The 7,270-nt window shown below is 42.7% G+C and carries 3 protein-coding genes; all 3 read right to left on the bottom strand.

The window, feature by feature from the left end; translation table 11 throughout:
* Positions 1-2,362, bottom strand: a 2,362-nt coding sequence (locus AC075J_RS00235) for a YfhO family protein (protein ID WP_476389821.1), incomplete at its 3' end; no start/stop codon positions are given.
* Positions 2,363-2,853: 491 nt separating this feature from the next.
* Positions 2,854-6,390, bottom strand: a complete 3,537-nt coding sequence (gene nifJ, locus AC075J_RS00230; protein WP_118566035.1) for a pyruvate:ferredoxin (flavodoxin) oxidoreductase — start codon at positions 6,388-6,390, stop codon at positions 2,854-2,856.
* Between the two features lie 215 nt (positions 6,391-6,605).
* A complete protein-coding gene (locus AC075J_RS00225; RefSeq protein WP_476389820.1) occupies positions 6,606-7,073 on the bottom strand; it encodes an RrF2 family transcriptional regulator in 468 nt (155 codons plus the stop codon).
* Positions 7,074-7,270 lie beyond the last annotated feature (197 nt).

Here is a 7,270-nt window from a genome sequence, read left to right as displayed (position 1 = left end):
CCGTATTAGCAAAGGTGATCGTCATAGTACGAACTCCTGATCTGGAATATCCCATATTGCAGAGAAAATCATGCCGTCCACTGTAGGCATTATACTTATCTGTAAAAATCTTTATGGTCTTGGTCACATCATTGGAGCTGACTGTCATAGCCGCTTCCTTTGATTCCTTCCAGTATCGCCACCGGCTGTCCTCATCAAGAACCTTATTTTGGTCATACTCAGACATCTTCTTCCACTGACTGTTACCAATCAGTTCTCTCGGTGAAAGACTGTCATAATCCAGATTATCTGCGATCAGGTAATTCTCACTGTCCGTAAGACCATGGAACACAAGCTTCAGCTGCGCCCCTTCCTTCGTCACCCTGATTGCTCCCTTAGACAGAGCACAACCATCCCCTGTCTCCATACGATACTGGATATTCTCATTATCAGCATCAACAGATGCCTCAGGCAGTGTACTCTCCTCAAGCACCACACCGTCCATCAAAGCCTGCTGCTTTTTTACCACATCCATTTTCTCATATTCCGATTCAGGAATATAACTGTCATAAGTATAACCCAGAGGCAGTGCATTCTCATTCTCATAAGCCCTGCACTCACTTTTTCCCTTTCCTGCAGAGCCCTTCTCTTTATTATATCCATAGGAAAGATAGCGGAAATTATCACCACTTATCACAAAATATTTCACAGAAGCCAGCCTGTCCAGGATCGTCCTTCCGTCCAGGTTCTCATAATGCTGCTCCCATGGCGTATTCAGATACATTTCACTGAAAAAATCACTGATACTGCTGTTTGCAAGACTGAAATAATAAGCAGTACTGTTCGTACCCATATACATAGAAGTATTATCATAGGGCAATGCCCCATACTGGTCATAACGATAGACACCTGAATCCCCGGCGGCAAGAACCGCCTTATCCGTATTCGACTCCAGCTTATCCAGCGACTCCTCTTCGGCTGCAAACTCTGACAGATAATCCTTCTCATAAGAATACTGATAAGAAACATTCAACATAATGCTCACCACAAGCAAAGCACTGAGAAGCCCGCACATATACTTCCCCTGCAGAAAAATATTTCCAAAAGAAGTAACCGTAAACACAGCCAATACCAGAACCAGCACACCTGCCATATTTCTCTGCGTTCTGGCAGCTTTCGCAAACAGAGCCAGCACACAATACGCCACCGTCATGACAAAAATCTTCTTCTTTTCCCTCACAGTCAGAGTAAACAGCTCAGGATATGCCTTCACAAAAATATACGCGATCATCATCCCATAAGCCCAGATCCACCTGTTGGACACATAAGAGAAACCATTGAGCACATGCCCTGCAAAAGGCACCAGCAAAAACAGATTCAACAGCCCAAATCCTAATTTCAGATCCAGGTACTTCTTCTTCCTGGAAAAAAGCACAAACACACCTGCCATAGCAACAGCAGAATACCCGGCAACCCCCCACTGGATCATATTCTCCCCGATCAGATCACCCAGATACTTCTCATAATAAATTTTATCATATAAAAGAGGCACATAATTCTCAGCCTGAAACCTATCCGTACCAAAAATCGTCATGACCACCGGAATAAAAATAACCGCCGCGATCATCAAAGCCACCACATAATAGCCGATAAACTTCACCAGCCATCTCAGAACATCCTTCACACTTCTCTCACTGAAAATCCCAAAATACCGGAAAGCCGCATAAATAAACATAAAAATACAGATCATATAAAAGAAATAGAAATTCGACATAGCCGAAACCGCAGTCGCCCAGATAAACAGCCATGGCTTCTCCCTCTTATAAATCTTATCAATCCCCATCAGAACCAGTGGCAGATAAATCATAGGATTGGAAAAATACGGATGCTTCATAGCCGCATAAATCGTCCATCCCGCAAAAATATAGATCAACGTTCCCATAAACGTCGCCTGCTTCGGATTCTTATGATAAAAACAAAAAACACTAAAAGAAATCCCTGCCAGATAGATCCTCAGAAAAATCAGAACCTCATACAAAACCTCCGTCTTATCCGCCGGCACAAACACAGACAACAAAGTCAGCGGATCCCCGATCACATAATAATGCAAAGTTGTAAGAATATCTGAACCATACCCGATATTCATATCCCACATAGGCAATTCCAGCTTATGCTCTACAAAAATCGTATGCAGAACCTCCCTCAGATACCGCCCATAATACGCCAGAGAATTCAAATGCTGCGGAATCCCATCATGACTCCACACCAAAGACTTCCCATTACCCGCAAACTGATAATAGATAAAAAAAGAAATAACCCCAAATACAAGCGTATATAATAAGTAGAAATCCTTCTTACTATCCCTGCTCACAAATTTCCTCATAACCGCTCCTTTATATTCTATCATTCTAAACCGAGTTATAAAGTTCTCACTGATTATAGACAAATATCCAATACTTGTCAAATTTATAGCCAACATTATTTCATTGTTTAAGAACGACGAAAGTATTTAAATCAGCCAACAACCAGCCGGGGAATGACAGAACATCTGAGGCGAATCTCGAGGGTTCATGTAATTTCTTAGTATTTGGAAAGCCGCGTTATTCAGAAATTGCTCACTGTTTGAGCGAAGCGAGTTTGAGCAATTTCTGAATGTTTTTAGCGGTTTTTCAAATACTTAGAAATTACATGGTTCGAGACTGAGCCTCAGATGTTCTGCCATTCCCCGGCGTCCCTTTTAAGCAATACATAAAAGGACCGCGATACAAAAAGTACCGCGGCCCACATATATCGTCTGGACACTATAAATAGCTCTATCTATTTATTTTTTAATGATTTATAAACTTGTTTACAGTCGTTCAAAAACCGAAAAGATTATTCAGCGCTATGAAGAGCGATCAGCTTCTGCAGATATTCAAATCTAGCCTTAGCCTCAGCCTCATTCTTAGCAAACAGTCTTGCAGCCTTCTCAGGATTCTGACGTTTCAGAGAGTTGTAACGAACCTCACCGTCAAGGAATGCCTGATAATCTTCCATGCTCGGAGCCTTGGAATCAAGAGAGAACTTGTTTCCTTCAGCTGCAGGATTGAATCTGAAGTTATGCCAGTATCCAACCTTAACTGCTAATTCTTCCTCTGTCTGAGCTTTTGCCATACCTTTCTTAATACCATGATTGATACATGGAGCATAAGCGATGATCAGAGATGGTCCCGGATAAGCCTCAGCCTCTGCAATAGCTTTTACAGTCTGGTTGAAGTCAGCACCCATGGAAATCTGAGCAACGTATACATAGCCATAGCTCATAGCGATGGAAGCCATATCTTTCTTCTTAGTCTCTTTACCGCCTGCAGCGAACTGAGCGATAGCACCTGTAGGTGTAGACTTGGAAGACTGTCCACCTGTGTTAGAATAAACCTCTGTATCGAATACCATAACGTTGATGTCACGTCCACTAGCGAGAACATGGTCAACACCACCGAATCCAATATCGTAAGCCCATCCGTCACCACCGAAGATCCACTGGGATTTCTTAGCCAGGAAATCTTTCTGAGCAAGGATTTCTTTTGCTTTGTCACATCCGCAAGCTTCAAGAGCAGCAACAAGTTTGTCTGTAGCAGCGCCGTTTGTAGCACCTACAGCAAATGTATCCAGCCATTCCTGACCAGCTGCCTTAACGTCTTCGTTTGTTCCGTTAGCAACAACGTCTTCAACTTTTGCTTTTAAGCCATCGCGGATAGCTCTCTGAGCAAGAAGCATACCATAACCAAACTCAGCGTTATCTTCGAACAGAGAGTTGGACCATGCAGGACCCTGTCCCTTAGCGTTTACTGTGTATGGTGTAGATGGTGAGGAGTTACCCCAGATAGAAGAACATCCTGTTGCGTTTGCGATGTACATTCTGTCACCGAACAGCTGAGTGATCAGTTTAGCGTATGGTGTTTCACCACATCCTGCACAAGCTCCAGAGAACTCAAGCAGAGGCTGTTTGAACTGGCTGCCTTTAACAGTTGCTTCTTTAAATTTAGCGATAACATCTTCTTTAACCGGCAGTTTAACTGTGTAGTCAAAGTATTTCTGCTCGTCTGCGCTTGCTTCAAGGTTTTCCATAGCAAGTGCTTTCGCACCCTTCTTACCTGGGCAAACGTTTACACAAGAACCACATCCTGTACAGTCAAGTGCGGATACGGACATTGTGAATTTATATTCTTTCATACCTGTAAGGTCTAATGTCTTCATGCCTTCAGGAGCATTAGCTGCTTCTTCAGCTGTCAGAGCTACAGGACGGATAACTGCGTGCGGGCAGACATAAGCACATCTGTTACACTGGATACAGTTTTCCGGATTCCATACAGGAACGTTAACTGCGATACCACGTTTTTCATATGCAGCAGAACCGGATGGTGTTGTACCATCTACATAATCCTTGAATGCAGATACAGGTAAGGAGTTACCTTCCTGAGCATTAACTTTAGCCTGGATATTGTTAACGAAATCGATAACATCCTGACGTCCTTCTGTTGCATGAGTCATATGAAGACCTTCGTCCTCAGCGTTCTTCCAGCTTTCCGGAACCTGGATCTCTACAACCTGTTTAGCACCAGCGTCGATAGCTGCCCAGTTCTTCTGTACGACATCATCACCTTTACGTCCGTATGTTGCCTTGGCAGCAGCTTTCATAAGGTCGATTGCCTGATCTTCCGGAATGATTCCTGTCAGTTTGAAGAATGCAGACTGAAGGATTGTGTTGATACGTGTTGGTCCCATGCCAGTTTCAATACCGATCTTAACACCGTCGATTGTGTAGAATTTGATATTGTGGTTAGCGATGAAAGCTTTTACCTGTCCTGGTAAATGTTTCTCAAGACCTTCCATATCCCATGCACAGTTAAGGAGGAATGTACCACCGTCAACAAGTTCCTGAACCATGTTGTATTTGTTTACGTAGGATGGATTATGACATGCTACGAAGTTTGCTTTGTGGATCAGGTATGTGGATTTGATCGGTTTCTTACCGAAACGTAAGTGGGACATTGTAACACCACCGGACTTCTTGGAGTCATAATCAAAGTAAGCCTGTGCGTACATGTCTGTGTTGTCACCGATGATCTTGATGGAGTTCTTGTTGGCACCTACAGTACCATCAGCTCCCAGACCCCAGAATTTACAGTTTGTTGTTCCTTCAGGAGTTGTTACGATCGGAGCACCTGTCTCAAGGGAAAGGTTAGTAACATCATCAACGATACCGATTGTGAATTTTTCTTTAGCAGTGTTCTCATAAACAGCTACGATCTGTGCAGGTGTAGTATCTTTGGAACCTAAACCATAACGTCCGGAGAATACTTTTACGCCGCCGAATTTGCTGTCTTTTAATGCTGCTACAACGTCAAGGTACAGTGGCTCGCCAAGTGCACCCGGCTCTTTAGTTCTGTCAAGAACTGTGATCTGTTTTACAGATTCCGGAATTGCATCGATGAGTGCCTGTGCGCAGAATGGTCTGTAAAGACGAACTTTAACAACACCGACTTTCTTTCCTGCTGCTGCAAGGTAGTCGATTGTCTCCTCGATTGTATCGTTTACAGATCCCATAGCAACGATTACGTGTTCTGCATCAGCAGCTCCGTAGTAGTTGAATAATTTGTAATCTGTACCGATCTTAGCGTTAACTTTATCCATGTATTCCTGTACTACTGCCGGAAGAGCATCGTAGTATGGGTTACATGCTTCTCTTGCCTGGAAGAAGATATCCGGGTTCTGAGCGGAACCTCTCTGACATGGGTGATTCGGATTCAGGGCATGGTTACGGAATGCAGCGATTGCATCCATATCTGCCATATCCTTCAGATCTTCATAATCCCATGTTTCAATCTTCTGAATCTCGTGAGATGTACGGAATCCATCGAAGAAGTTGATGAACGGAACTTTACCTTTGATTGCTGAAAGGTGAGCAACAGGTGTTAAGTCCATAACTTCCTGTACAGAAGATTCGCAGAGCATTGCGCATCCGGTCTGACGACAGGCCATAACGTCTGAATGATCTCCGAAAATTGAAAGTGCATGAGAAGCAAGTGCACGTGCAGATACGTTGAATACTGCAGGTAACTGCTCACCGGCAATTTTGTAAAGGTTCGGGATCATAAGTAACAGACCCTGAGATGCTGTATATGTTGTTGTTAAAGCACCTGCTGCCAGAGATCCGTGTACAGCACCTGCTGCACCAGCCTCAGACTGCATTTCAGTTACCTGAACTTCCTGTCCGAAAATGTTCTTTCTTCCCTGGGTTGCCCATTCATCTGTTGCTTCCGCCATAACAGATGAAGGAGTGATCGGGTAAATAGCGGCTACATCTGAGTATGCATATGAAGCATGAGCAGCTGCATGGTTACCATCCATGGTTTTCATCTTTCTTGCCATAGTTTGTTTTTCCTCCTTAAAGGTTGATGAAAATTAATTATTTATTTCAAGGCATAAGTAAAATATACCTCAAATTTCATTGTAGATTATAACATAATCTTCTGCCTGTGTCCAATTTGTTTTGACATATTTTGTATCTTCTGAGGTACAAAGCAGGGATTTTCTGTTATTTCAGTAGCAAATATGTGCATTTTTCGAGTTACATATAACTAACATTATGCAGATATGCCAAATTTCGGACAAATCAGGCAGATAAAAGTAAAAAAAGGAGGCTCTACGCCTCCTCCATGATCTGCTGTATTGTTTTTCTCTTTAAGGAGACTTATCAGTTCATCCTGTACAGATAACAATTCTCTATGTACCAGACATGGTAATCCATCCTGTCCGTCTCTGACACAGTTATATTTCGGATCCAGACATTCGATGATAAACATATCCGGATCAATCGCTGAATAAACCTCATATAAAGTCAGCTCATCCAGTCCCCTGTTCAGAGAATAACCACCATGTACGCCTCTGTATCCCTTCACGATCTCTGCCTTCTGAAGTTTCTTCAGGATCTTATAGGCAAAAGGAGCTGTGATTGCTTCTTTCTCACAGATATCGGATACGCTCAGTCTGCTCTCTCCCCAAAGCGCACGTACCACTCGAACTGCATAATCGCACTCTCTTGTAATAAACATAGTCTTTGCAACCTCTCTAAAATTAATTATCCTTTACTGTCCACATCGCTGTTTTGCATAAAACAATGGAAACAGTAATCGTTATTTCTGTCATATCAATGCCTCATATTTCTGTCTGTCAAGAGGCTATATTTATTCTATATTATAACAGTGCTTCTTTTTTTTGTAAATAAAAGAACCCAAAAAAGCAAAAAACA

It is taken from the genome of Blautia sp. ZXY-1-C6 (assembly GCF_056339875.1).
Note: the sequence above shows the minus strand (reverse complement) of the source record. Positions and strands in the feature narration are given on the sequence as shown.